Below are 25,755 nucleotides of genomic sequence, written 5' to 3' on the forward strand. Positions count from 1 at the left end.
GGTGCCGTAACGGTGCCGTAGCTGTGCCGCGCCGCGGGCCGGGCGGAGCGGTTTAGTACCAGTTCATGGCCTGCGAGTGCGACCAGGCCGAGCACGGAGTGCCATACGAGCCCTTGATATAACCGAGTCCCCAGGCGATCTGGGTGGCCGCGTTGGTCGCCCAATCGTTGCCCGCTGATGCCATCTTGCTGCCCGGCAGTGCCTGGGGGATGCCGGTCGCGCCGCCGTCGGCGTTATAGGCCGTGTATGACCAGCCTGATTCCTTCTGCCAGAGCTGGTCGAGGCAGCTGAACTGCGAGCCATCCCACCCGTAGCTGGAGGCGGCCATGTCGCGTGCTGTCGCCCGGGCCGCGTCGGGAGAGTTGGCGGCTGCTTGGGCTGCGGCGGCTGCGGCGGCCTGGGCGGCGGCAGCTGCGGCGGCCTGCTCGGCGGCGACCCGGTCGGCCTCGGCGGCGGCGGCCTGGGCATTCTGGGCGGCGGTCGTGGTCTGTTTGGTGAGGCTGACGACCGCTTCGGCGTCAAGCGCTTTGTACTTCGAAAGGGAGGCGACCGACGAAACCAGGGGAGTGGCATCCGTCTTGCCCTGCACGGTGGTAATGACCGCAGTGGCCATGCTGATGGTGTTTTGCGCGCGCAGGTCGGCCTGGCCTTTGGCCAGCACGTCGTAGACGTCGGGGCCGGTGTGCGGAGCGATTGTCGAGGAGGTGACCAGGCTGCTGGGGGCTGCGAGACCGATACCGACGCCGGAGCCGACTACGAGCACGGATGCCGCGATAGCGGTCGAGGCGATGACCAGACGCGTGCGCCGGCTCTGGCGCTTCTCGGCGCTGATTCCCGTGCGGGTGAGGCGGGACAGGCGGGGGGCGTGGATGCCGTCGTTTTGGGCGTTCTCGTGCTGGGATTCTGCGTTCTGCATGTGTGTGGCGCAACCTTAGAGCGGCACAGACGCGGGCAGCTGCCTGATCGTGTCGCGAATCGTGGCGCACGGCCGGGGTGGCCAGGCGCGAAGTTTCCAGTGTTCACGAGCCATCTGGACGATTCCTCAGTTGTGGTCAGATCGACCGGGCCGGGGCCCGACAATCGCCTCAGCCGGGCTGGCGGTGCGCACGCAGAGTCACCGCGCCGATCCGCTCGACGACTGGCACGCAGCGGGGTGCGAGCCAAGCGGCCAGGGTCGCTGCTGGCAAAGTTCTGAGAAGTGCCTGACCGGGCACTATTTTGCTAGGAAAGGAGGCGCTGCGCGCCCGCCTGCGGCCCCGACGGCGGTGTATCGGTCGTGTCGTCCGGCGGCACCGGCAGGGGCGCGGTCAACGCGCGAATCAGCGCGGGAAGAGTGCGCGACGCGTAGGGGGAGGCCAGCAGCGGGTTCTCGCCATCCTGGCCCGTTTCGCCGGACAGGATCGACTCTTGCAGCGCCGATTCGCACAGATCGATGATGAGACGGGTCGCGTCCTCGGGCGCGATGATGAAGCGAAGGCCCACGCTTGCGAGGGCGGTGTCGAGGCGTTCGGCCAGGCGCATCCGAAAATCGTTCTCGAAGGCGAGAAAGTGGGCGGCTTGTGCGGTGTCGCGCATGGCGTGTAGTCGAAATTCTGACTGCATGAGGGCCCAGCGGCGATCATCCATCTGCAGGTTGAGAAATTCGGTGACGACGTTCTCGAACGTCGAGCTGGCGAGTGCCTCGGCCGGTGAAATGCGGGGGAGGATCTCGTCGATTCCCTGCTGCAGCTTCTCGAACCTGGCCTGCATTTCGCGCTCACCGAGCACGAAGAAGAGTTCTTCCTTCGTATCGAAGTTCGAGTAGAACGCGCCGCGCGTGAAGCCAGCCCGCTCGGCGATCATCTCAACGCTGGCGGCCTGCACGCCGGATTCAGCGAAGACCTTGTAGGCCGCCTCGAGCAGGCGCTCACGCGTCTTTCGGCGCCTCGAACTCTCGCCGTGCGGGGTGGCTGGGCCGGATTCGTCGTGCATCCTGACACCTTACTGAGAGTAGATTGCGATACACCAGTGTATTCGATACATTTGTGTATCGGATACGTCGCTGTATTTGCTCGCGTGCGTCCGTGTCTGCGCTCGCGTCCTCCCCACACGATCATTAGGAGACCGCGTGTCGTCACTGCTGTATTCGCTCGGCCGTTGGGCGTTCACGGCTCGCTGGAAAGTTCTGGGCGCGTGGATCGCGATCCTGGTGCTCGTCGGCGGCGGTGCCCTGCTCTTCAGCAAGGGGCTCGACAACTCGATCTCGATTCCCGGCACGGAGTCGCAGACGGCACTCGACTCGCTGGCCACGACCTTCCCGCAGGTGAGCGGGGCCTCGGCGCAGATTATCGTCGTCGCCCCTCCGGGCGGCAGCGTAACCGATGCCGGCGTCACAGACGCCATCGAACATGGCGTGACGTCACTCGATGACATGTCTCAGGTCGCCCAGGCCGTCTCGCCGTTCGACAAAAACCTCAGCGGCGCCGTGAGCAGTGACGCCTCCGCCGCACTGATCAGCATTCAGCTCGACGGCGCGGCCTCGGACATCACGCCGGCCACCATAGACCACTTGCATGAAGCCACGGCGGCCCTCGAAAAGGCGCTGCCGGCCGGATCAACCGCGTCGCTCGGCGGCCAGCTGTTCAGCCAGAACATGCCGTCGCTCAGTCTGATCGAGCTCATCGGCGTGGGCGTCGCCCTGCTCGTGCTCATTCTCACCTTCGGCTCATTCCTGGCCGCCGGTATGCCGCTGGCGACCGCATTTCTCGGCGTCGGCATCTCGATCGCGCTCATCTTCTTGGCCACCGCTTTTAGCCCGATCACCTCGACCACGCCCATGCTCGTGCTGATGCTCGGGCTCGCCGTGGGTATCGACTACGCGCTCTTCATCATTTCGCGGCATCAGGAACAATTGCGTGACGGACTCGACCCCGAGGAATCCGCGGCACGGGCCGTGGCGACCGCCGGTTCGGCCGTGATCTTTGCCGGCCTGACCGTGATGATCGCGCTCGTCGGACTGGGCGTCGCCGGCATCCCCTTCCTCACCACCATGGGTGTCGCCGCCGCAATCGGCGTGCTGATTGCGGTGCTCATCTCGATCACCCTCATCCCCGCCATGCTCGGCTTTGCCGGCGAGCGGTTGCGGCCGAAGCTGAAGGCAGCACGGGGTGCGAAGGCAGCACAGGGTGCACGGGGTGCGAAGGGTGCGAAGCGGGCGACGGATGCCGCCGATTCATCCGGCACCGCTGCATCCGGCACTGCGCCCACCGGCACTGCGCCCACCGTACCCGTGGCAGCACCTCTGACCCGGGCCGGCCGCTTCTTCCGCGGCTGGGTGCGGGCGGTGACACGGTTCCCGATCGTCACGATCGTGGCCGTCGTGGCCGTTCTCGGCATCATCTCGGTGCCCGCGCTCGGCCTGCGTCTGGCCCTACCCGATGCGGGTGGGCTGCCGGAAGGCAACAGCGCCCGAGTGACGTACGACCTGGTTTCTGAACATTTCGGCCCCGGCTTCAATGGCCCGCTGATCGTCACCGGCAGCATCGTCACGAGCACCGACCCGCTCGGGCTGATGACGAAGCTGGGCGACGAGATCGCCGGGCTCCCCGGGGTGGCCGCCGTTCCCTTGTCGACGCCGAATGCCACGGCCGACACCGGAATCGTGCAGGTCATTCCGACCGGAAGCCCCGAATCGGAAGAAACCAAGGCGCTCGTCACCGAACTGCGCGATCTGCGCCCGCACTTTCTCGAGAAATACGGCATCGACATCTCGGTCACGGGCTTCACGGCCGTCGGAATCGATGTCTCAGACAAGCTCGGGGGAGCCCTGCTGCCCTTCGGCCTGATCGTCGTGGGTCTCTCGCTCGTTCTGCTGACCATGGTGTTCCGCTCAATCGCGGTGCCCATCAAGGCGACGCTCGGTTACCTGCTCAGCGTCACGGCATCCTTCGGCATCGTCGCGCTCGTCTTCGAGCACGGGTGGTTCGCCGACGCGCTAAACGTGTCGAAAGAAGGCCCGGTGATCAGCTTCATGCCGATCATCCTGATGGGTGTGCTCTTCGGCCTGGCGATGGACTACGAGGTGTTCCTGGTGGCCCGCATGCGGGAGGACTACGTGCATTCGGGCCGCGCGCGTCAGTCAATCGAAACCGGATTCGTCGGCTCGGCCAAGGTCGTCACGGCCGCCGCCATCATCATGTTCGCCGTGTTCGCCGCCTTCGTGCCCGAGGGCGACGTGAACCTGAAACCCATCGCGCTCGGCCTGGCCGTCGGCGTCTTCGTCGATGCGTTCATCGTGCGGATGACACTCGTACCGGCCGTGCTCGCGCTGCTCGGTGACAAGGCCTGGTATATGCCGAAGTGGCTCAACCGCATCCTGCCGTCATTCGACGTGGAGGGGGAGGGTCTGCATCAGGAGATTGCCCTGCGCGACTGGCCCGTGGCCGGATCCCGCGACGTGGCCAGCGCCGAGGGCCTCAGTGTGGCCTCCGCCGACGACGTGCTATTCAACGACGTCTCGTTCGGGTTGCGCGAGAACGGCACGCTCGTCGTGCGTGGCGACCGCGAATCGGCCGTGACCGCGCTGTTGCTCACCATTGCGGGGCGCATGACGGCGGATGCCGGGCGCCTGAAGGTCGCCGGTTTCGTGTTGCCGGTGCGGGCAGCCTCCGTGCGCTCCCGGGTGGCGTTCGTCTCGCTCGGTGAGGCGGCCGACCCGGTGCTGGCCGTGCAGCGGGCGCTGCGCGAGAAGCCGCGCATCATTGCGATCGACGGCATCGACCAGGTCGTCGACGCGGTGAAGCGGGCGGGCATTCGCGACAGTCTCGTGGCGGCGGGGGTTGCCGCCAGCCGGGCCGATCGCGGACTGTCAATCATCGTCGGCACCCTGGCGCCGTCACCGGCCGACGCCCTCTGCGACGCGATTCCAAGCGCCGATACCGCTGACATCGTCGATCTCACCCTTTCACTGCTCCTTCCTGAACTCGAGGTAACCGCATGAGCACTCCGCTCGCCCGACTCGGACTGTCCCGCACGAACAGCAGAGTGACCTGGCTGTCGATCGTCGGCATCATTTTGGTGCCCCTCGTCGTTGCCGGAATTCTGATCTGGTCGCTCTGGAACCCCGCCGACCGTCTGCACCAGGTGAACGCGGCGATCGTGAACAGCGATGTGCCGGTGACGATCGACGGCCAGCTCGTGCCGTTGGGTCGCCAGCTCTCCGCCGGTCTCGTCGGCGGCGGCGCGAGCGGTACGGCCACGGATGCTGCGGCATCCGCTGGCCCATCGAGCACCGACAGCTCGTTCAACTACAACTGGGTGCTCACCGATGCGGGCGACGCGGCGGCAGGCCTGGCGAGTGGCCGATTCACGGCCGTGGTGACAATTCCGAAGAACTTCTCGGCGGCCGCGACCTCGTTCTCGGGGAACGCGGCCGATGCGAAGAAAGCCACGATCGAGGTTGCCACGAGCGATAAGAGCCGCCTCGTCGATGATGCGATCAGCCAGGTGATCACGACGACGGCCGCGGGGCTCGTGGGCAACCAGATCACGACGAGCTACCTGAAGAACATCTACGTGGGGTTTAACACACTCGGCGACAAGCTGGGTGAGGCGGCGAGTGGGGCGACGTCGCTGGCGAACGGAACGAGCACGCTCGCGGGGGGCGCGGCGGACCTCGCATCGGGAACCGCGCAGCTATCGGCCGGGGCCTCCAGCCTGTCGTCCGGGGTGTCGCAACTCTCAGACGGCATCAGCGCGCTCTCGGGCGGGTTGACCCAGTTGCAGCAGCAGACCGCTGATCTGCCGGCTCAGACGAGCCTGCTCGCCCAGGGCGCGGACGGTGTCGCGGCGGGCATCCAGCAGGTGAATGGCGTCATGTCGAGCCAGGCGGTCGAACTGCAGAAGCAATTGGCGACTCTGACCGATATCGCCACCGCGGTGTGCACGCCGCCGGTCGCCGACCCGGATGTCTGCACCACGGTGCAGCAGAAGGTCGGCGAGGTGGCGACAGCAGTCGGCACCGCAGCAGGCACGCTGTCGGCAGTGGCGGCATCCCCGCAGCTTCCGGCGGGCGCGAACCAGCTCGCCGGCGGGGCGAACCAGCTCGCCGACGGCATGCCCGCGTTGACCGCGGGAATTGGCCAGTCGGCATCCGGTGCGGGAGCGCTTGCGGAGGCGGGCAGCGCGGTGAGCGGCGGAACGGCCGATCTGGCCACCGGCGTTGGCACGCTCGCGACGGGCGCGCAGGGCATTGCGGATGGCGCGTCGGGCGTGAGCAGCGGCGTTGCGTCGTTGGCGGCAGGGCTCGGCACCGCGGCCGAACAGCTGCCGCGTTATTCGGAGAGCGAGCAGACGCACCTGGCCGATGTGGTGGCGCAGCCGGTCGTCACCGACAACGCGACGGGGCTGAGCTTTGGCACAACCGGGGTGCCGTTCTACGCGGTGTTGGCGCTCTGGCTCGGTGCGCTGGCCAGTCTGATTGTGCTGCGTGCGGTTCCGGCGCAGGTGCTCGGTTCGACGAAGTCATCGCTGTCGCTCGCCGTGCGGGCGTGGCTGCCGGCCGCCCTCGTCGGCGTGGTGCAGAGTCTGTTCGTCACGGGCATTCTCAGTACCTTGGTCGACCTCTCTCTCGCTGGCTGGTTGGCGTTCGCGGGAGTTGCGGCCCTGATCGGAGTCGGTTTTGCGGCGACGAACCAGGCATTGAATGCACTGCTCGGCGGGGCGGGGCGCTTCATCTCGATGATCGTGGCGCTGGTCTTGATCGGCACGAGCATCATTGCGACGGCCCCGGCCGCGCTCGATGATGTGATGAGCTTCTTGCCCGTGCAGCCCGCACAGGATGCGCTGCGGGCAATCATCGCCGACGGGGGAGCCGGGGCCGGCGGCGCGGTGGTCGCGCTGCTGGTGTGGACCGTGGGTGCCCTCGCCGTGACGACGCTGGCGGTGGCGCGCAAGCGCACGGTCGCGGTGCGGCACCTGGTGCCGGCGGTGGCCGCGGCCTGACACCGAGCTCTGGCACGCAGCAGTCGCTGGTTCACCCCAAACTCCTGTCCCCGGATTCGGATAACCGGGCCATTCCCCGCGTGTCGTCGCGGCGAGGCACGGCGTGTCGGCTGATTATCCGAATCCGGGGACAAGGAATTGCTGCGGTTCTGGGCGCGCGTAGGATGCGACTGGGGTGAGTTCGCGTTGCGCGAGGAGGGACATCCGATGGCCACAATTCTTGTCACCGGCGGAACCGGCACCCTGGGCAGGCCCACGGTCGCGCAGCTGCGCGAAGCCGGGCACGAGGTGCGCGTATTCAGCCGGCGCAGCGGTGCCGGACTCGTCACCGGTGACCTCGTCACGAACAACGGGTTGCGTGACGCCCTGGCTGGTGTCAACACGGTGATTCACCTGGCCACGGCCGGTAATGGCTCCGATATCGCAGCCGCCCACAACCTGTTTCCGGCGGCACGCCGGGCCGGGGTGACCCACCTCGTGCTGATCTCTATCGTGGGGATTGAGCAGATTCCGCTGCCGTATTACACCGACAAGGTCACCATCGAAGCCGATCTGGTGAAGAGCGGCCTGAAGTACACGATTCTGCGTGCGACGCAGTTTCACACGCTCGTCGCGGGGATCTTCGCCGCACAGCGTCGGCTTCCCGTTCTCTTCTCACCACGGATGCCGGTGCAACCGATCGACCCGCGCGAGGTCGCCGCGCGTCTCGTCGAACTCGCGGCGGGAGCGCCCTGCGGTCGTGTGCCCGACATTGGCGGGCCCGAACAGAACTTCGTGACGCATTTCGGTGCCCAGTGGGTGAAAGCTGCGGGGATGAAGCGCCGCATCGTGTCGGTGCGCCTGCCGGGCACGACGTTCGCGGGCTACGCGACGGGCAAAGCGCTCGTGCCGGGCCCGCGTTATGGTCACACGACGTTCTCCGAGTACTTCGCGGAGCACCGGCCCGAGCAGCGCTGACGCGCGCCTCAGTACCGCAGCAACCCGTTCTCGTAGGCGAAAATCACCACCTGCACTCGGCTTTGCAGGTGCAGTTTGGCCAGAATGCTGCGCACATGCGTCTTCACCGTCGCCTCGCTCACGAACGCGGCGGTCGCGATCTCGGCGTTGCTCAGCCCGCGCGCGGTGAGCAGGAAGATCTCACGCTCGCGGGGGCTGAGCACGTCAATGGCGAGTTCGAGAGGGCGGCCGGCATCCGAAGCCTCGGTCGCGAACTGCCGCACCAGGTCGAATGTGGCCTGCGGCGCGAGCACGGCCTGGCCGGCATGCACCGTGCGGATGGCCGCCAGAATGAACTCGGGCGTCGCATCCTTCGTGATGAACCCGCTCGCGCCCGTGCGGATCGCCCGGAACACGGCCTCGTCGCGCTGAAATGTGGTCAGCATGATGATGCGCGGCACGGTCTCACCCGCAGCCACTTGTGCCGTGGCCTGCTGCAGGATGCGGGCTGTCGCCTCGATTCCGTCGAGCACGGGCATGCGGATGTCCATGAGCACGACATCCGGTCGCTCGCGGCCGACCACCTCCACAGCCATCCGGCCGTCGGGGGCCGTGCCGACGCATGCCAGGTCGGCTTGCGACTCGATCAGCATCTGCATGCCGGAGACGAAGAGGGCCTGGTCGTCGACGACGACAACGCGGATGGGCGCGGTCGCGGGCGCGGGTGCGCTCATGCGGTCACGCTCAGTCGGTCATCTGCTGGGTTGAGTGCACCGGCTGTGGCACCGGCCTCGGCGCGCAGCTCAGACACCCACTCCGAGTCGACCTCCGGCTGAAGGTCGGCCCCGGCCGGAATGAACACGGTCACCAAGAAGTCGTCGTCGGGCCCCTCCGCCTGCCCCGCGGTCAGCCAGCCGCCGGCCAGTCGTGCGCGATCCTTCATGCCCCGGATGCCGTGCCCCACCCGGGTGGGCGGGGGTGGTGTCGGGGCGGACGCCGTACCCGTGGACGTGACCGTGAAGGCAAGCCCCGGCCCGCGCCAATCGAACGAGATCTGGGTTGTGGCCTGGTCCCCGGCGTGCCGCAGCGCGTTGGTCAAGCACTCCTGCACGATCCGAAACACGGCCAGCTCCTGCGCCGGGGTGAGTGGTTTGGCAGGCCCGAAGTGTGTCACGCCGACCTGCATTCCTGCGCCGGCCAGGCGGGCGATGAGCGGGTCGAGATCGGCCAGGCTGGGCTGGGGTTCGTCGCCAGGCTCCTCACGCAGGCCCTCGATGAACGTGCGCACGTCGACCAGGGCCGATCGGGCGGCATCCGAAATCGCATGCAACGCTTCACGCGTGGCCTCGGGCCGCGACTCGGCGATGAAGCGGGCGCCGTCGGCCTGGGCGAGCACCACCGCGAGCGAGTGGGCGAGTACGTCGTGAACCTCGCGGGCGATGCGGTCGCGCTCGCGGCCGATCAGTAGTTCGACCTCGGCCATACCCAGCTCGGTCGCGGTTTTGCGCAGCAGCGCGCTGCCCCGCAGCTGTGTGACGTTGAGTCGCACCGCGATGCCCGCGGCCCAGGCGCCGGCGTAGAGGCCGAGGGCCACGGCGCCGATGAGCAGAAGCGCGTACCGCAGGGGCTGGGTGTCACCGATCCACGAGGTCCAGCCATGGAGCACCATCAGGAGCGCCACGGCACCGGCCACCGGAATGCCGAGGGCGAGGGCGTACCACTGCACCGGGGACTTCACGTTCTGGGTGGCGACGAAGACAACACCGAGGACTCCGCAATAGACAGGCCACGTGGTCGACTCGGGCGGCGGCAGCAATCCGAGCAGCTGCAGGAGCAGCACGCCGGCGACGATGAGCAGAGCCGAGCGCGGGCGCACCCGGCTGAGAGCCAGCGCCGTCGAGAGAGCGAGTAGGACTGCGAGCTCCCCGCCCACATGGTGACGCCCGATTTCGGCTGACACCCAGAATGCAAAAAAGAGGGCACCGACGGCGGGTTCGAGCCAGTGGCGCAAGGCGGTGAGTACGGGAGGCATGGCCCCACGATAGAGCGCGGTGCACACGCGGGTGACGGATGCGCGTCGATTTCGTCCGAAGGGATGACCGCGCATCCCCTCGACGACCGAATCCGGGGACAGTTGGGCCACCTATCGTGCGGCAGGTGTGCGGCGTAGTGTGCCCAGCATCGTGCCTGCCGCGCGAGGCCAGGCCGTCCAGGCCGTCCATGCAGTCCAGAAAGTCCAGAGAATCCAGAGAGTCGAGAATCCGATGAGCCCCACCGAACCCGAAACCGCCCCAGCGCTCGCCGACTGGGAGCGTGCCGAAATTGAGAAGGCGAATGCATCTGGCTTGGTGCCGGTCGTGTTCGTGCATGGGCTCTGGCTTCTCTCCAGCAGCTGGCAGAAGTGGCGGGAGCTGTTCGAGGCGAACGGATACGCCACCCTCGCGCCCGGCTGGCCGGATGACCCGACCACGGTCGCCGAGGCGCGGGAACACCCCGAGGTCTTCGCGCACAAGATGGTGCAGCAAGTGACCGATCACTACCTGGCGGCCATCGCCGAACTGACCCGGCAACCCGCCGTGATCGGCCATTCCTTCGGCGGGCTGATTGCGCAGAAGATCGCCGGTGAGGGGGTGGCGGCCGTCACCGTGGCGATCGACAGCGCGCCATTCAAGGGGGTGCTGCCGCTGCCGCTGTCGGCCTTGAAGTCGGCATCGCCGGTGCTGGAGCATCCGACGAATGCGGGCAAGGGCGTGGCGCTCACGTTCGAGCAGTTCACCTACGGCTGGGCGAACAACCTCGAGGAGGCGGAGGCGCGGGAGCTGTTCGACAGCTATCACGTGCCCGCTGCCGGAGCTCCGCTGTTTCAAGCGGCCACGGCGAACTTCAACCCGTTCGGTGGGGAAACGAAGGTGGACTCGAAGAATCCCGAGCGCGGGCCGTTGCTGATCATCAGTGGTGAGCATGACCACACTGTCCCGCCGGCGATCACGAATGCGATGTACAAGATTCAGGCAAAGAACCCCGGGGTGACCGAGGAGGTGACGATTCGGGGCCGTGGGCACTCGCTCACCATCGACCACGGCTGGCGAGAGGTCGCCGACGAGGCCCTCGCCTTCGTGCAGCAGTACACGGTGAGCTAATCGCGGTGGATCCGTCCGACGCGCCTCTGCGGCGCGCTCGATCGGAGCCTTCCCCGGACCGGTCAGTTTCACGGATGTCGGCGAATGTGCGTAGCGCTCGCGTAGGGTCTGGGTATGCAGAGACGCATCGCAACCGAGAACGATCTTGACCGGGTGACCGAAACCGTGCACCTGGCCTTCCTCGACGATCCCGTCTGGAGTGTCGCGCTGGCGCGCCCCGACGGCTCGACCGAGCATGCCAGGGACTTTTGGCGGCAGTATGTGCGCGGTGCGCAGCGCTACTCGACCGTGTTCCTGGTCGAGGGCACCGAGGTCGGCGGCGGGGACGAGGCCGCTGCGGTGGCGGTGTGGCTGCCGCCGGGTGGCGACGAATTGTCGGATGAGCACGAGGCCGAGATCGAACGGATCGTGCGGGAGTATCTGGAACCCGATGCGGCACGGGCATTGTTTTTGCTGTGGGAGCGATTCGAGGCACACCATCCCCACGACGAGCCGCACGCGTATCTCAGTCTGCTCGCCACGCATCCGACGCATCGTGGCCGGGGGATTGGCCAGCAGCTCCTGGCCGAGAACCTTGCCCACTTCGATTCAGCGGGAATCCACTCGTATCTGGAGTCGACGAATCCAGCGAACAATCACCGCTATGAGCGTGCCGGTTTTGCCCGGATCGGCGAGTTCAGCGCCGTGCTGAACGAGGCCCCGGTCACGACCATGTGGCGGTCTGCCCGCTGACGCGGAGCCAATCGGTGCGCGAATGCGCTCAGTCGAAGTCTTCGGGATTCGCCCGTACGCCACGCGCGTCGAGGTTCGCGATCCAGAGCGAGACAATCGCCAGGGCGATCAGGATGATGCCGAGCGGGTTCGCGACACCGACCACGATGCCGAGCCCGGGCTCTTCGCCGCCGGTCAGGATGGTCTGCAGCCCGTCCGGCGTCGCATCCGGAATCATGAGGCCCAGCAGAATGCCGCAGCCCACGGATGCCCCCAGCGTGCCGAACACCGTCGGCCGGGTGGGGTGGTCGTTGCGCGCGGTGCGCCTCAGTGCCAAGCCGATGAACAGGTACAGCACAACGACCGTGAGGCCGATGAGCGCGTAGACAGCGGTGAGGCTGCCGCCCACGCCGAAGAGAAAACGACCGAAGGTGATCCAGGCGCCCAGCAGCACGCCGACGACGATAATGCCGGCCCCGAGTCGGCGCTGCTGTGTCGCGCGGCGGGTGGGTATGGGGGTGGCGGGAGTCTGGTCGATCACCCTTTGACTCTACCGAGTGGGCTCACGTCGGTGCGCTCACGTCGGTGCGCTCCCGTTGGTCGAGCCCGCTCCGTTGGTCGAGCCCGCTCCGTTGGTCGAGCTTGTCGAGACCCCGTGATCTCGACGAGCTCGATCGGCGGATTCCGTTGGTCGAGCTCGCCCCGTTGGATGAGCGCGCTCCGTTGGTCGAGCCCGCTCCGTTGGATGAGCGCGCTCCGTTGGTCGAGCCCGGCCCGTTGGTCGAGCCCGGCCCGTTGGTCGAGCTTGTCGAGACCCCGCGATCCGACGCGCGGACGCGGGGTTACGACCACTCAGTCGTCAAACTTGCCGATGATCAGCGTGACCGTGCTGCCGGGTTTCACCGGCGTTCCGGCAGCCGGTGACATTGAGATGACCTTGCCGTTCTGTTCGGCTTTCGAGACCTTCTTGTTCTTTTTGTCTACGGCGAAACTGCTCAGTTGACCGAGGGCGGTATTGGTGTCGGCACCGACAACATCCGGAAGCGCTACGAGCGAGCCGTTGCTCTCATAGACCGTGATCGAAGAACCTCGGCCGGCGTTCGTCCCCCCGGCGGGGTCGGTGCTGGCGACGGTGCCGGCGGGCATCTCGGAGTCGACGACGCCACCGTCGGCGTAGTAGAACCCTGCCGCCTCGAGAAGTGACTTGGCCTCGGATTTTGACGTGCCACGCAGGTCGGGCACCGGAATCTGCACCGCATTGAGCACGCTCGACGACGCCTCGGGGAACGCTTCCCCGCCGTACTTGGCGTTGGCAGCGCTCATCACGATGGGCCACATGCGGTGGCGGGCCGTGGCGGCCTGTCCGCTGTCGAAGTAGGTGCCGCGCTGATTGATGTCGCCGGTGAGGCTGATCACGCCGGCGACGGTGGCGACCTGGGTGCTGGCGCCGCTCATCCAGGTGTCCTTATTGCCGTCTGTGGTCCCGGTCTTGCCGATCATGGGCACGGTGGGGGATGTCGCTCGGTACGATTCTCGGCCCGTTCCACCGGACAGCGCACGCTGCATTGCGTAGGTCATCCCGGCGGCAACGGGCGGTTCGACAGACTGAGTGCAGGTGGACGCTGGAATCGGCAGCTCGGCACCGTCGGGGCCGACGATGCGGTCGATGGCGATCGGGCTACAGGTGACACCCTTGTTTGCGATTCCGGCAAATGCGATCGCCATGGTCAGCGGTGCGATCTCTTCGGTGCCGAGCACCGTCGCTGCGCTGTGCTTCAACGGGTCTCCGTTCGCGCGGTGCACGCCGAATGACTGGGCCGTTTTGCCGATGCCGCAGAGGTCGAGCTTTTTGGCCATGCCGACAAAGCCGGTGTTGATGGATTGCTGAGTCGATTCGAGGGCGCTGTAGTTGGTGCCGGACTCACCGGAGTCGTTCTTCGGAGCGAAATTGCTGCCGTAGCTTTGCGGGCCGTCGCAGCTGTCCTGGAATGTTCCCCAATCGCTCTTGCGGCGGGAGTCCACGCGTTCGTTGAGCGAATGACCTTCCTTCAACCATTCGGCCAGGGTGAAAACCTTGTAGGTGGAGCCGGGCTGGAAACCACTCGAGCCGCCGTAGCCGTAATCGGTGTTGTAGTTGATGCCGGTGTAGTTCGCGCCGGTCGCCTGCACTTCGGGGTCTTGGCTGTAATCCTTGTTCTGGGTCATTGCGAGCACGCGGCCGCTGCCGACCTGAACGCTGACAATCACCCCACCGACATCCCAGCCGTCAAAGGTTTTCGGAACGTTTGAGTCCAACGCTGAGACGGCGGCGTTCTGCAGATCGAGGTCGAGCGAACTGTAGACGTTGTAGCCGCCGCGCTTGAAGTTGAGCACACGGCTGTCTTCGTCGGGGCCGAACGCGGGGTCGTTCTTCAAAATATGGGTAACGTAGTCGCAGAAGAACGCGTTGACGCCCGCCGTTTGGCAGCCCGTGCTCGGTTCGGTGATGATCGGCTCGATCGGAGTCGCGATCGCGGCGTCGAACTCGGCCGGAGTGATCTTCTTGTATTTCAGCATTTCGCCCAGGATGTAGTCCCGACGATCCTTATTCGCGGCGTAACCGTTCTCGGCGCCGTTGCTTTCGCTGTTCGGATAGTCAAGCTGAAACTTCGACGGGTTGTTCACAATTGCGACCAGGCTGGCCGCCTGGGGCAGGGTGACCGCGGCCGCGGTGGTGTTGAAGTAGTAGCTCGCCGCGGCTTCGACGCCGTAAACGGTTCCGCCGAATCCCGCGATGTTCAGGTATTGGCGCAAAATATCATTTTTCGGGAACTTCTTCTCGAGGCCAATGGCGAGCCGCATCTCTTTGACCTTGCGGTCGGCGGTGGTCTCGGTCGCTTCGAGGTAGCAGGCTTGGATCTCCTCGTCAGTGACCGATTTGGTTTCGCACTTCTGCACAAGCACGTTCTTCACGTACTGTTGCGTGATCGACGACCCTCCACGGGTGTCGCCGGTGGCGAGGGTTTGCACGGCACCCTTGACGGTTCCTTCGAGGTCGATTCCGCCGTGCTCGTAGAAGCGCGGATCCTCGCCTGCGACAGCGGCATCCTTCACAAACTGACTGATCTCAGCGGTCGAGACCTCGACGCGGTTCTGGTCGTAGAACGAGGCCATCAGAATGGGCGTGCCGTCGTTTTGTGTGGCATAAATGTTGCTCTTCTGCGAGAGCTGGTCGATGGCCAAGTAGTCGGGCAAGTTCTCAAAAACGGTGATGACGCTGGTGGCAGCCATGCTGGAGAGTGCGATTCCGGGAACCACGATGACGGTGGCCAGCACGCCCGCGACGGCGCTCATTCCGACGAAACCAAGAATTCCCCCGATGACGCCGGGTGCCGTGCGACCGTTCGTAGACATAAACAGGAGAGTACGGGGTTCACACCGAATTTTTCGCCAACTAGAGGTGTATTTGCAGGATTGAGGAGTAGAAGGGGGGTGCGCATCAGGCGGATACGTGCAGCGCGATGCCGTGTCTGTCACCGTGATCGCCTGCGAGTTTACGTCGACGATGGTGCGCGAGATGATCGCCGACTGGCACCCGTATGTGGCCGAGCTGGGGGCGCTCATCCTGGCGGCGGTCGACCGTACGTAGGCGGCGGACATGTGTCGACACCCCCAAATGCGCATGCCGCATGCGCTCGCGCGATCGACGATTCGCCGAGAATCGCTGCGTCTGCCCACTCTCGCCGGCCCAGGGGCGACTTTACGTGGCGCGCGAGCCCGCAGCGATCCTGTTGCTCGGCGCAGGAAAGGCCGGCTGCGTCTCGACCGCTTCATGCAAGGCTCTGCTGATGGCCTCGATGCCCAAACGAACGCTGCCGGTCAGGACCGCGTCCGGGCCGAGCGTAGAAATCCGCACATCAGGCAAGATCGGGCACCGCTTCGCAATTTCAGCCGTGAACCGCTCCAGGAACAAATCGGCGTTCTCGGTGTTCGGTCCGCCGATCACGAGCACTTCTGGGTCGAGGGCGAGCACCATTGCTGAGGCACCCACGGCCAAGGCGTCAGCAAAGTCCTGCACGATTGCACGCGCTCCGGCATCGCCGGTGCGCGCACGGTCGAAGATCTCCCCTCGGGTTGCCGCCTCATCGGCGGAGCGGGACCGGGCATAGATCTGGTGTTCGATGTCGCGCCAGCGCAGTTCAGGCAGCTCGCCCACCAGGCCCGCAGCGCCTCGATGACCGCGCAGTGTCTGGCCGTTGACGATAACTGCGGCACCCGTGCGGATACCGCTCAGAATGTAGACGAGGTCAGGGACCCCGCGGCCGGCGCCGTAGGCGGATTCCGCCAGGGCACCCAGGGCGGAGTCTCCTTCGACGAGAACGATGCCGGCTGTCGCGTCGGCGAAGTGCTCGGCGATATCAAGACCGATCCAACCGGGCATGCCCGCCCCACCGAAGTGGATGACCTTTCCCTTATCAATCACACCCGGCGAACCGACGGTAACCGCCCACAGATCATCCGTCGAACGTCCGCTTTCCGTGAGCGCCTGTTCGAGGGCGCGACTCGCGAGCGCAAGTCGCTGCGCGGCCGGCATACTTTCGTCGGCGATCACTCGAACGGTGCTGATCTTCTCGCCCGTGAGGCCCGCAACGCACGCGGAGACATGGTGGGCGCCGATATCGATTCCCGCGATGTGACCGGCCTCAGGAGAGAAGTGGAACACGCTGGCCGGGCGCCCAGGGGCGAGCGATCGCTGCGCCGGTGGTCCGCCGTCCACCGCCCAGCCGCGTGTCATCAAGTCTGCAAGTACTGACTCGGCCGCCGTCCTCGAGAGGCTCGTGCTGCGCGCGATTTCGGCGATCGTCGCCGCTCCGCTCCAGAGGGTCTCGAGCACCGCCAGTGAGTTTCGGCGTCGCAGATAAGAGCGGTCGCCCGTGCGCGGAGAGGTTGTACTTTCCAGTGGACTTGACATAGAATCTGGCTCCCGATACTTTACATTTGCAAGTTGCATTAATATTAACAGATTTGGATAATCGGTTCAATGGCGACTACCACCGCAGCTCCGCGCAGCACTCGTGTGAATCCGCCGCGTCCGAACGGGGATGCGTCACACGGCTCTGCTGGTGCACCGCGCAGCCCCGTCAAACGGCTGCTCCGCAATTCGGATGGGCCCACAGCGGCGCTCTACCTCTTGCCCGCAGTCATCGGATTCCTCGTCTTCTACGCGTGGCCCCTGATTCAAGGCATCGGCCTCAGCTTTACCGACTGGAACCTCCTCTCCGACCCGAAGTTCATTGGCTTCGACAACTACCGGCGGATGCTGTCCGATCCGCTGTTCTGGAACTCCCTCCGGGTCACGCTCATCTACGTGACCGTGAATATCAGCACCCAGATTATCTTTGCGCTCGCGATAGCCGGCCTCATGCAGCGACTGCGACTTCGCGTCGTCAGCCGCAGCGCCATCCTGGTGCCCTGGCTTGTGCCAAACGTGACCGTCGCGATTATCACCCTCTTCATGCTCGATCCCAACGTGGGCTTCGTCAACGACATGATCGAGCTCATCGGCGGCAAAACGCAGAGCTTCTATGGCAACTCGGACCTGGCGATCTTCACGATCGCACTCGTGAACACCTGGCGGAACATGGGGTACACCGCACTCCTGTTCTATGCGGGCATGCAGACGATCTCGCCCAGCCTCTACGAGGCGGCGTCGCTTGACGGCTCGACGGGCTTTCGCACATTCAGATCGATCACGTTGCCGTTGCTGCGGCCGATCACGGCGATGGTACTTGTCGTCTCGCTCATCGGCTCGTTCCAGATCTTTGACACCGTCGCCGTCGCCACGAGTGGAGGTCCGGGCAACGCAACCCGGGTGATCTATTACTACATCTACCAGAAAGCGTTCGAGCAGTTTGATATGGGGTACGCCGCCACCATGGGTGTCGCGCTCTTCGCGATCATTTTCGTCGTCAGTCTCATTCAACTCCGCGTTCTTCGCGCCTCGGATTCGGACCTCAGCTGATGACTCACGCCACGTCGACACTCACGAGCCGCCGCCCACGGCCACACGCAGGAACCGTGTTCTCGTGGGTTGCGCTCACGCTTCTCTTGCTCGTCACGCTGTTCCCATTCATCTGGATGCTGCGAACGGCTTTCACGTCAAACGCCGATATCTTCTCCGGCAGCATGTCGGTCATCCCCGAGAATCCGACGGCCATCAACTTCACGCGTGTTCTCGGCCTTGCCACGGTCGAGGAAGATCTCGCCGCCGGGGGAACGGGGGCTGGTGTTGATTTCTTCCTCTACTTGCGCAACTCGATCCTGTTCACCGGTGCGCTGGTGATTGGCCAGGTTGGGTTTAGCGCCCTTGCCGCCTACGCCTTCGCCCGGCTGCGGTTCAAGGGACGGGACGTGCTCTTCGCCATTTTCCTCAGTGCGCTCATGGTTCCGCCGATCTTCACGGTGCTGCCGAACTTTGTGCTGATGCGCAATCTCGGCTGGATCGACACCTTTGCCGGTCTCGTCGCTCCGTACCTCCTGATGACGCCGTTCGCTATCTTCTTTCTGCGCCAGTTCTTTCTGGCGATTCCGCGTGAAATCGAAGAAGCTGCACTGCTGGACGGTGCCGGTCGATTCCGCATCTTCAGTCGCGTGATCGCGCCCATGGCGGCGGCGCCCATCGCAACGCTGGCCATTATCACCGCGGTCACAGCGTGGAACGAGTACATGTGGCCTCAGTTGATCGGTCGCTCCCCGGATGTGCGCCTCCTCAATGTGGCTGTCGCCGCGTTCGCGCAATCTTCCCCGTCGACCTCACCGGACTGGGCCGGCCTCATGGCCGCAGCCTCGCTTCAAGTGATTCCCATGGTCGTGCTGCTGCTCATCTTTGGCCGCAAGATCATCAACTCGATTGGTTTTACTGGCGTCAAATAACCTCCCCCTCTCACCACCCTGGGCACGTCCGCCCCTACCCCTCTGGAAAGGGAATCGAATGAACAGCAAACACACGCGCACCATTGCCGTTGCGCTCCTCGCGTGTAGCGCAGTGGCCCTCACGGGTTGCTCCGCCGTCGGATCGGAAGCAGCATCCGATGATGTCACCCTCACCTACTCGCTGTGGGACCCGAATCAGTTGCCCGCCTACCAGGAGTGTGCAACCGACTTCACCGCTAAAACCGGCATCAAGGTGGAGATCACCCAGCAGGGCTGGGACGACTACTGGAAGACCATCACGACCGGAATCGTGTCGGGCACTGCCCCCGACGTGATCACGGATCACGTGGCTTACTACCCCGAATTGGCCGACAACAACCAGTTGCTTGACCTCCAGCCCTACGTGGACAAGGACAAAGTCGACCTCACCCAGTACACCGGCGACCTCGCCAGCCTGTGGGTGAAGGATGGCAAGCGCTACGGCCTGCCGCAGGACTGGGACACCATCGCTCTGGTCTACAACACGGCAGATGTGAAAGACGCGGGCATCGATGCAGCGTCGCTGAACGACCTCACCTGGAATCCGACCGATGGCGGCAGCTTCGGCAAGGCAATCGCTCACCTGACGATCGATAAGGCCGGCGTGCGCGGTGACGAACCAGGATTCGACAAGGACAACGTTGCCACCTACGGCTGGGGTCTCGAGGCTGGCGGCGGTGTGGTCGGGCAGACCCAGTGGTCGTGGTCCGCACTCTCGACAGGCTTCGAGTACCTGAACGAGAACCCGTTCGGCACGGAGTTTCAACTCGCTGACCCGCGCCTGGCTGAGACATTGGGCTGGTGGCAGAACCAGATCAAGGCCGGCTTCGTCGTTCCTCTCGAACAGGCCGGACAGCTTGGCCTCGAGCCGCAGCTGCTCCAGAACAAGGCAGCGATGATCTCTGATGGTTCATGGCGCATCAACACGTGGGCCAATGCCACTGAGCAGGACCTCGCATTCGCGAAGCTGCCGGTCGGCCCCGAGGGGCGCAAGACCATCATCAACGGTCTCGCACCATCCATCACCGCGGGCACCAAGCACCCTGATCAGGCGTGGGAACTCGTCAAGTTCATCGGCTCGGCGGACTGCCAGAACATCGTGGCAAAGACCGGTGTCGTCTTCCCCGCCATTCCGGCTGCTGCGCAGGCCTCGGCCGCCGTGCGCACCGCGCAGGGCATCGACGTCACTCCGTTCCTCGAGGAGGCTTTGGACCCCGCCGGTATCGCGTACTACCCGATCACCCTGCACGCCAACGCGATCAACTCCGATGCCCAGGCTGTCATCGACGAGATCCAGCAGCAGAAGGCCGTTCCGAAAGACGCCCTCAGTGCGCTGAACGATCGCGTCAACGCCCTGTTCAAGTAATACACATCCAATTGTCGACCGCAGCGCCGCATGGCGCTGCGGTCGACACGTACCACGAGAGCTCACATGACTCAGACCACTTCACTCACCCTCGACGGACTGTCCGTGGTCATCCACTCCGACGTCACCATCGGGCAGATCGACGGTGGATACATCGTCACGGGTGACGCCATTCGCATTGACCATTCGATCGAGGCGACACTGTTCTATCGCAACGGGTGGAACTCGTGGTCTCCCACCGGCTGGCATTCGCTGAGTGCCGAACCGCTGCGCATCTACGACAACCCGGAGAGGTTGCTGACCGCCGACGACGCGGCGACCGACGACCCGTCCCGACATATGGGAAGCACGGTCGGTGCGCTCGACGTGGGGGAGGGTCGGGTGCTCCTGCTCGGTGCGTTGAGCCTGGGGGCTCCGCGAGTCGCTGCTGAGAAAGACGCGCTTGTCGGCGAGGCCGATGACCCGGGGGTGCAGTGGTTCGTTGCCGTGGGAACCGAGCAGCAGGTCTTCGCTCGGTATGCCGAGCTTGTGGCCGAGCGATTTGGTCGAGCGAGCGGAACGGCCGGCACCGTGTGGTCGTCGTGGTACTCCTACTTCGAGGACATCGACGAGGCGAAGATCGGCACGGCCATCGAGGATCTCGAGGGCTATCCGTTCGATGTCGTACAGATTGACGACGGGTGGGAGCGCATCGTCGGCGACTGGGTTGTCGGCAACGGGTTCCCGAGCGGCCTCACGGCTCTCGCGTCACGAATCACGAGAGCCGGATTCCGCGCCGCACTGTGGGTGGCGCCGATGATCTGCCTGCCCCAATCGGAGATTGCACGCACGCATCCGGACTGGCTTGTGACGGATGCCGCAGGTGAGGCGATGGTCGCCGGCTACAACTGGGGTTCTCACTACTACGCCCTCGACACCACGCGTGCCGACGTGCAGCAGTACCTCACCGAGCTTTTCGAGGGCTTGGTCGAGAAGGGATTCACCTACTTCAAGCTTGACTTCATGTACGCCGGGGCGTTGGAAGGGCGACGTTCGACGAACGCACACCGCGATACGGTCTATCGCGAGGCCATCGAGCTGATCAGACGGGCCGTCGGGCCCGACACGTACCTCCTCGGCAGCGGCGTGCCCATGCTGGCTTCTGTCGGAGTTTTTGATGGCGCGCGAGTGGGCCCGGATGTCGCACCATACTGGGACAACACCGAACGCAAGAGAGACCGAAGCGGTCCTGGGGCCTACAACAGCCTCGCCAACTCGGTGTCACGTGTATGGATGAAGCGCTGGTACGACGTCGACCCCGACGTCGTCTTCTTCCGAGCTCGCCGCAGCCTGCTCGATGAGCGTGGCCGAGGCCTTCTCGTCGACCTGGCCCAGATTGCGGGGTTCAAATCGACGTCCGACCCCGTCTCCTGGCTGGACGAGGCCGAACAAGGTCGGCTTCGCGCATTCCTTGCTGACGCGCCTATGGTGCGTCAACTGGGCCGCTATCGCTTCCAGCTTGACGAGCGAGTCGTCGATTTTACTGACTACGTCGAAAACACCCGAGACGATCTGGAGTCGATGCTCGTCAAATAGTGGTCGGCCAGGACTTCGCTCTTACATTATCCCGCCATCTGTTATAACGTTTTCACGTCACGTTGCATAATTGCAGTGAGGTACACGAGCGGATGTGCAGCAGTCGGACGACGAAAGACGAAGGGGTCTCTCATGCGAACCAAATTACTGTCTAGATCACCGCTGGTGGTCGCACTGATCAGCGCAAGCATCATCATCTCGCCCGCGGTTGTTGCGCCCGCATCAGCGGCGCCGGTCGTCGTGTCACAAGTCGCAAAGAACGGCACGAAAGGCTACCTGCTCGTGGACGGCAAACCATTCACGATGAGTGGAGTTCAGTCGTTCGGCGAATGGCAAACCTTCGGCAACGACTCCATGAGTCCCATACCGACCAACCAAAACACCCGCATCCTGTCGCAAGACTGGCTGGAGAACACCTTCGAGAAAACCGCTGCGGCGGGATTCAGCACAATCCAGATCGAGTTGGCGTGGAATCAGATCGAGCCGACAACGCCGGGCGTATACGACTGGACGTTGATCGACAAGTACGTCGCGTGGGCCAAGAAGTACAACCTCAAGATGGACTTCGTCTGGTGGGGCGCCAACGGGTGCGGTGGCGGAGTTCTGCCGAACAGTGCGCACGGGTTCATGACCTCGATCCCGGTGTACCTGCAAAACCAGTCGAAGTACTGGGGGAATGGGGGCAACGGTGAAGAGGTTTTCCCCTATCTCCCCATCGTAGGAAATGCGCACTACGCGGACGCAAACTATCTCTTCGCCAGTGAGCGCACTGCGGTCACGGCCATGTTCAATCATCTAGCCGACTACGACACCACCCACCAGACGATCCTGTTCCAGGTCTACAACGAACCCAACCTGACAAACACCTGGGGCAGTCAGACTGCGCTCTGGCTCAGTTTGATCGATCAGTTGGGCGCTGCCGTCAAGAACTCGAACTACATCGTGGCAACGCGGGTGAATTTCGCGGGATCACGGTTGCCGAATGGATCCATCGGCGCGCTTGCGAACATTGATTTCGCTGGTCCGGACTACTACTCGTGGAATGTCACCGACATCGCAAAGGCCGTCGTTGACACAGCAACCAAATCGGATATCGCCTACATTCCCGAGACGTTCAGCAACAACTCCTATCTCACCTCGATTGCTGCCACTGCACTGGTGAACGGTGGTTTCGTCGACTTCTGGCAGCTCAATAACGGTTGGGCCGGCCGAAACTACTCCTTCTTCGGCCATCCGTCCGAAGGGTATCCGAGCTACACCACCTGGACGCTGGGCACGATGCCCACCCTGCCCGAGGGCGTCAGTCGTATGAACAGCTTCAATACGGGCGTCAACAAAATGACCCAGCTCGTGGCTCAGGCTCTGCCAGCCGACATGAGGGGGTTCAACATTGGCACGAACGTCCCCAGCACGAGCTACAACGGCTCGGCGACCTTGAATAACACGACGGTGACCTTCAGCACGCCCGACGGTTCGATTGGGCTTGCTCTCTACGATGCCGTCAGCAACAGTCACTACCTGGTTTCTGATACCCGGACCTCAGCCACATATAACCTCGGCTCATCGACCGCGACAGCTTCGATGGGTTCGTTTGACGCAGCTGGAACCTGGGTCTCTCAGGGGTCCCGTTCTGTCGCGAGCACTGGAAACATCCAAATCAATCCCGGCGAATTGATCAAGGTAAGCGCTCCCAGCGGCACAAACCTGGCATTGAACCACCCGGCGAGTGCCACATCGTCGTACTCGGGTCAGGCGGCATCCAATGCGGTCGATGGGAACATCGCCACTCAGTGGACCGCGGGCACGGGTACATTTCCGCAGTCGCTCACAGTTGACCTGGGTGGTGTGCGGGCGTTAGCGACGGTGAAGCAACGTTTCGCGGAGACAGACAGCTCTACCTATAAATACCGAGTGGAGGGTTCCACTGATAACAGCACGTGGACCACGCTGGTCGATATGACAGCAGCGGGAGTTCTCACCAACTCAGCGGTGACCGCCAGCGTGAGCGGAAGCTACCGATACGTGAAACTGACCGTCACCGCAATAGATCACGGTCATTGGGCCAACAGTAAGGAATTCGAGGTGCTCGGATAAGTCCCGAGAATACGAGTGGCCCCAGAAGTGCCGTGTCCGGAATTCCGGCACTTCTGGGGCAGTACGCTTCTGCCGAGAGCGCGCCGCACACCGCGCTGGCTCACTCATCGCCGGGGGCCAGGAGCAATTGGTCAATGAGAAATGCTCCGTCGTTCTCATCTCACGAAAGCACGATGGCTGGGATGGCTGGGATGGGATCTGCGGCGATGGCTGCGATGTGCGGCGAGGTACGGCGGGCGCGCAGGATGTGCGGCGGATGTGCGGCGGATGTGCGGGATAGCGACTCAGCCGTGGCGACCCAGCCATGGGGGACTCAGTCGCGGCGGTTCAGTTGCGGCGGTGGGTGTCGGTGCGGTGGCGGTTGGCGTCGCGCCAGGTGCGGCTCGGGTCGATCCAGGCCGGGGCTTTCACTTGGGGTCGGCCGTTGACCATGAGGATCTCCCATCCGGAGGTTTCGATGGTGTGATGATGTCGCCAACACAACGCCACACCATTGTCGACTTCAGTGACGCCGCCTTTGCTCCAGGGGATCACGTGATGAAACTCGAGCCACTGTGTGGGGGCATCGCAGCCGGGAACGCCGCAGCCGCCGTCGCGGGCGAGGATCGCCCGGCGTTGGGCACGGTTGAACAGTCGTTGCGGATCGGTCAGCGTCAGAACCTCACCGTTCTGGCCAAAGAGAACCGTTTGGGTGCCTCCGGCACACATCATCTGATCGACCGTGCGAAGTGAGATGGGGGCGTCGACGCCGTCGATCCAGCCGACACCGCGACCGGCTTCAATATCGTTCACGTTCACATGCACCACCACCGTCGGCGGTGCACCACCAATGCTGGGGGTGCTGTCGGCCTGGGCCAGCTGGGTGAACATGCCGCGCAGAATATCGGCCCGCTTCTCACCGGCCGTGCGGGTGTCGCCGTCATCGAACTCGTGCCCGGCCGACCCGGGAAGAGGCACCTCGGCTGAGGCTGGACCCTGACCGTGGTCGTCGTGGTCGTGGTCATGGAGGTGCTCGTCGTATACGTCGTGTCCGTCGGGACCGTCGTGACCGTCGTGACCGTCGTGAGAATCGTGCTCGGCTTGGTCGTCGCGTGCCTGGTCGCGTGCCTCATCGCGGGCTTGCTCGGCGGCGGTGGGGAACGCGGGGGTTTTGCGGGCGGCGATGAACGCGTCGAAGGTGAGGTTCATGATTCCGTACAGATCAGGAGTCACCCCGCCCCGCACCGGGTAGACGCCGTCTTTGAAGCGGCCGAAACTGATCGTGCTCGTCGCCTCACCCTCGACCTCGTTCGGTGCCACCCCGTCGGGGTCCAGCGCCGCCTGCCACTGCAACATCTGCACCCGCATCGAGTCCGCCGAGAACGCAAAGCCGGCGCCCGGCTCACCCTCATTCTCGGCCGTAATCGTGCCCGTCGCCGCAGACACCAAAGCGCGTTCCGCAGCCGCAAGATCATCGGGGGCAACGCGCGGGGAAATCTCGGCCAGACCGGACATGATCACCTCCGCCGCATCCACCCCCAGCAAGCCCGCAGCGACCGCGGCACCCACGGTGGGGAACAGTGCGGGGATGATCGTTCCGACGTGCTGGGTGTCCTGCATCCGCAAACCGAGGGCGCTGCGGCGTTTCGCTTCACGGCCGGAAATGCGGGTGACCCGGGTGATCAGGTCGATGCCACTGGTGCAGCCCCGTTTCGCGGCGAGGGAGTCCCGGCCCAGCCACCGGCCGGAGCGTTCCTCGACCGTCGCCGCCACAGCCACCCGGCCGGCATCAACCAGCCGGCCGACACCTTCGAACGCACCGAGCACGCCGAGTAGGTCGTCGTCGGTGAACGCCTCGGGGCTGACGGTGCCGAGCCCGGCCCACAGGGCCTGCGTCTGTTCGAGAACCGCCAGCACCATGGCCGCGGTCGGTGCCGACGCACCCGAGGCGGGTGTCGGCTCCGGGGCGGAGACTGGGGGTGGGGAGGTGATTGACATAGCTCTATTCTCCCAAAGAACGAA

General features: G+C 64.6%; 19 protein-coding genes. 11 read left to right on the forward strand and 8 right to left on the reverse strand.

Features of this window, described 5'->3' with window-relative positions; translation table 11 throughout:
• Positions 1-52 precede the first annotated feature (52 nt).
• The gene (locus HNR05_RS14220) at positions 53-916 is read right to left on the reverse strand and encodes an aggregation-promoting factor C-terminal-like domain-containing protein (protein WP_246318414.1); all 864 of its coding nucleotides are present in this window, start codon (positions 914-916) and stop codon (positions 53-55) included.
• 305 nt (positions 917-1,221) lie between these two features.
• Positions 1,222-1,971: a TetR/AcrR family transcriptional regulator gene (locus tag HNR05_RS14225; RefSeq protein ID WP_179579737.1), complete on the reverse strand. Its 750-nt coding sequence runs from the start codon at positions 1,969-1,971 to the stop codon at positions 1,222-1,224.
• Positions 1,972-2,107: 136 nt separating this feature from the next.
• Between HNR05_RS14225 and HNR05_RS14230 the strand changes: the two genes are divergently transcribed.
• The 3 genes from HNR05_RS14230 to HNR05_RS14240 all read left to right on the forward strand — a co-directional run bounded on the left by HNR05_RS14230 (position 2,108) and on the right by HNR05_RS14240 (position 7,938).
• Positions 2,108-4,978 (forward strand): MMPL family transporter, encoded by a 2,871-nt coding sequence (locus HNR05_RS14230; protein ID WP_179579738.1) that lies wholly within the window; start codon positions 2,108-2,110, stop codon positions 4,976-4,978.
• Entirely contained in the window at positions 4,975-6,981 is a 2,007-nt protein-coding gene (locus HNR05_RS14235) for a YhgE/Pip domain-containing protein (protein WP_179579739.1), read from the forward strand. The genes HNR05_RS14230 and HNR05_RS14235 overlap by 4 nt, the downstream gene beginning before the upstream one ends.
• A gap of 207 nt (positions 6,982-7,188) precedes the next feature.
• On the forward strand, positions 7,189-7,938 hold the full coding sequence (locus tag HNR05_RS14240; RefSeq protein WP_179579740.1) for an SDR family oxidoreductase: 750 nt from the start codon (positions 7,189-7,191) through the stop codon (positions 7,936-7,938).
• A gap of 8 nt (positions 7,939-7,946) precedes the next feature.
• On the opposite strand, the gene HNR05_RS14245 is transcribed toward HNR05_RS14240, so the two are convergent.
• Positions 7,947-8,651 carry a response regulator gene (locus HNR05_RS14245; RefSeq protein WP_179579741.1) on the reverse strand — a complete coding sequence of 235 codons (705 nt, stop codon included), beginning with the start codon at positions 8,649-8,651 and terminating at the stop codon, positions 7,947-7,949.
• A complete protein-coding gene (locus HNR05_RS14250) occupies positions 8,648-9,949 on the reverse strand; it encodes a sensor histidine kinase (RefSeq protein ID WP_179579742.1) in 1,302 nt (433 codons plus the stop codon). Before HNR05_RS14250 ends, HNR05_RS14245 begins: the two co-directional genes overlap by 4 nt.
• Positions 9,950-10,181: 232 nt before the next feature.
• Here HNR05_RS14250 and HNR05_RS14255 point away from each other — a divergent pair, with 232 nt between their 5' ends.
• Both HNR05_RS14255 and HNR05_RS14260 read left to right on the forward strand, forming a co-directional pair.
• Positions 10,182-11,057 carry an alpha/beta hydrolase gene (locus HNR05_RS14255; protein ID WP_179579743.1) on the forward strand — a complete coding sequence of 292 codons (876 nt, stop codon included), beginning with the start codon at positions 10,182-10,184 and terminating at the stop codon, positions 11,055-11,057.
• Between the two features lie 114 nt (positions 11,058-11,171).
• Entirely contained in the window at positions 11,172-11,789 is a 618-nt protein-coding gene (locus HNR05_RS14260) for a GNAT family N-acetyltransferase (RefSeq protein ID WP_179579744.1), read from the forward strand.
• A gap of 28 nt (positions 11,790-11,817) precedes the next feature.
• On the opposite strand, the gene HNR05_RS14265 is transcribed toward HNR05_RS14260, so the two are convergent.
• Positions 11,818-12,309 carry a hypothetical protein gene (locus tag HNR05_RS14265; RefSeq protein WP_179579745.1) on the reverse strand — a complete coding sequence of 164 codons (492 nt, stop codon included), beginning with the start codon at positions 12,307-12,309 and terminating at the stop codon, positions 11,818-11,820.
• A gap of 311 nt (positions 12,310-12,620) precedes the next feature.
• A complete protein-coding gene (locus HNR05_RS14270; protein ID WP_179579746.1) occupies positions 12,621-15,161 on the reverse strand; it encodes a transglycosylase domain-containing protein in 2,541 nt (846 codons plus the stop codon).
• 112 nt (positions 15,162-15,273) lie between these two features.
• Here HNR05_RS14270 and HNR05_RS17815 point away from each other — a divergent pair, with 112 nt between their 5' ends.
• Positions 15,274-15,396, forward strand: a complete 123-nt coding sequence (locus tag HNR05_RS17815) for a hypothetical protein (protein ID WP_281369826.1) — start codon at positions 15,274-15,276, stop codon at positions 15,394-15,396.
• A gap of 111 nt (positions 15,397-15,507) precedes the next feature.
• Here HNR05_RS17815 and HNR05_RS14280 read toward each other — a convergent pair whose 3' ends face one another.
• Positions 15,508-16,719, reverse strand: coding sequence for an ROK family protein (locus tag HNR05_RS14280; protein ID WP_179579748.1), 1,212 nt, complete (start codon positions 16,717-16,719; stop codon positions 15,508-15,510).
• A 69-nt stretch (positions 16,720-16,788) separates the two neighbouring features.
• Here HNR05_RS14280 and HNR05_RS14285 point away from each other — a divergent pair, with 69 nt between their 5' ends.
• From HNR05_RS14285 to HNR05_RS14305, 5 genes are all read left to right on the forward strand, one after another.
• The gene (locus HNR05_RS14285; RefSeq protein ID WP_179579749.1) at positions 16,789-17,769 is read left to right on the forward strand and encodes a carbohydrate ABC transporter permease; all 981 of its coding nucleotides are present in this window, start codon (positions 16,789-16,791) and stop codon (positions 17,767-17,769) included.
• Positions 17,769-18,680, forward strand: a complete 912-nt coding sequence (locus HNR05_RS14290) for a carbohydrate ABC transporter permease (RefSeq protein ID WP_179579750.1) — start codon at positions 17,769-17,771, stop codon at positions 18,678-18,680. The genes HNR05_RS14285 and HNR05_RS14290 overlap by 1 nt, the downstream gene beginning before the upstream one ends.
• Positions 18,681-18,738: 58 nt before the next feature.
• Positions 18,739-20,085, forward strand: coding sequence for an ABC transporter substrate-binding protein (locus HNR05_RS14295; RefSeq protein WP_179579751.1), 1,347 nt, complete (start codon positions 18,739-18,741; stop codon positions 20,083-20,085).
• A gap of 66 nt (positions 20,086-20,151) precedes the next feature.
• A complete protein-coding gene (locus tag HNR05_RS14300) occupies positions 20,152-21,660 on the forward strand; it encodes a glycoside hydrolase family 36 protein (protein WP_179579752.1) in 1,509 nt (502 codons plus the stop codon).
• A gap of 132 nt (positions 21,661-21,792) precedes the next feature.
• Positions 21,793-23,754, forward strand: a complete 1,962-nt coding sequence (locus HNR05_RS14305; protein ID WP_179579753.1) for a discoidin domain-containing protein — start codon at positions 21,793-21,795, stop codon at positions 23,752-23,754.
• 327 nt (positions 23,755-24,081) lie between these two features.
• On the opposite strand, the gene HNR05_RS14310 is transcribed toward HNR05_RS14305, so the two are convergent.
• Complete coding sequence (locus HNR05_RS14310; protein WP_179579754.1) at positions 24,082-25,731, reverse strand: HNH endonuclease signature motif containing protein; 1,650 nt, start codon at positions 25,729-25,731, stop codon at positions 24,082-24,084.
• Between the last annotated feature and the right edge of the window lie 24 nt (positions 25,732-25,755).

The sequence above is a fragment of the Leifsonia psychrotolerans genome (genome assembly GCF_013410665.1).
Lineage (GTDB): Bacteria > Actinomycetota > Actinomycetes > Actinomycetales > Microbacteriaceae > Cryobacterium > Cryobacterium psychrotolerans_A.